The organism is Nocardiopsis potens DSM 45234, from assembly GCF_000341105.1.
Classification (GTDB): Bacteria; Actinomycetota; Actinomycetes; order Streptosporangiales; family Streptosporangiaceae; genus Nocardiopsis_A; species Nocardiopsis_A potens.
On sequence record NZ_ANBB01000127.1, the window covers coordinates 1 to 851 of the forward strand.

General features: G+C 65.3%; 1 protein-coding gene. It reads left to right on the forward strand.

Translation table 11 applies throughout. The features are described from left to right. Positions 1-44: 44 nt before the first annotated feature. Positions 45-841, forward strand: a protein-coding gene (locus D459_RS35210) for an IS5 family transposase (protein WP_241485167.1) whose coding sequence is annotated in 2 segments (ribosomal slippage) — positions 45-381 and positions 381-841 — 798 coding nt in all. Because the reading frame shifts where the segments join, the coding sequence is not laid out codon by codon here. The last annotated feature ends 10 nt before the right edge of the window (positions 842-851 follow it).

An 851-nucleotide genomic window follows, 5' to 3' on the forward strand; every position in this document is an offset into this window, starting at 1 on the left:
AGAGATCATCTCATTTGGATTCTCGGTAGCCTGGCCGTGTGTCGATGGTTGAACGCCTTGTGCCGGATGAGCTGTGGGAACTGTTCCAGCGAGTGGTGCCCGAGGCACCCACACGTCCCCAGGGTGGCGGTCGGCGCAGACACGGCGATCGCGAGGTGCTGGCCGCGATCATCTTCGTCGCTACCAGCGGTTGCACTTGGGCCCAGCTCCCGCCGGTGTTCGGCCCCTCCGGGCCCACCGCGCACCGTCGCTTCACCGAGTGGACCCGGGCCAGGGTGTGGGCGAAGCTGCACCGGCTGGTCCTGGACGAACTCGGCTCCCGCGGTGAGCTGGACTGGTCGCGGTGTGCGGTCGACTCGGTGAACATGCGCGCCCTCAAAGGGGGGACCTGACAGGTCCGAATCCTGTTGATCGGGGCAAGAAGGGCGCGAAGATCCACTTGATCACCGATCGAACCGGACTTCCGATCTCGATGGCGATCTCGGGTGCGAACCTGCACGACAGCCAAGCTTTGCAACCGCTGGTGCGGGCGATACCGCCTATCAGGTCCAGGCGAGGCCGTAGGCGGCGCAAGCCAGGCAAGCTTCACGGAGACAAGGGATATGACTACACCCACCTGCGCCGATGGCTCCGTGAACGCGGGATCGTCCATCGCCTGGCCCGCAAGGGCGTGGAGTCCTCGAAGCGGTTGGGGCGGCACCGATGGCAGGTCGAGCGAACCATGGCATGGCTGGCCGGATGTCGCCGCCTGCACCGCCGCTACGAGCGCAAAGCCGAGCACTTCCTCGCGTTCGCCGGCATCGCCTGCACGTTGATCTGCTTCCGCAGACTCACCAAATGAGATGAGCTCT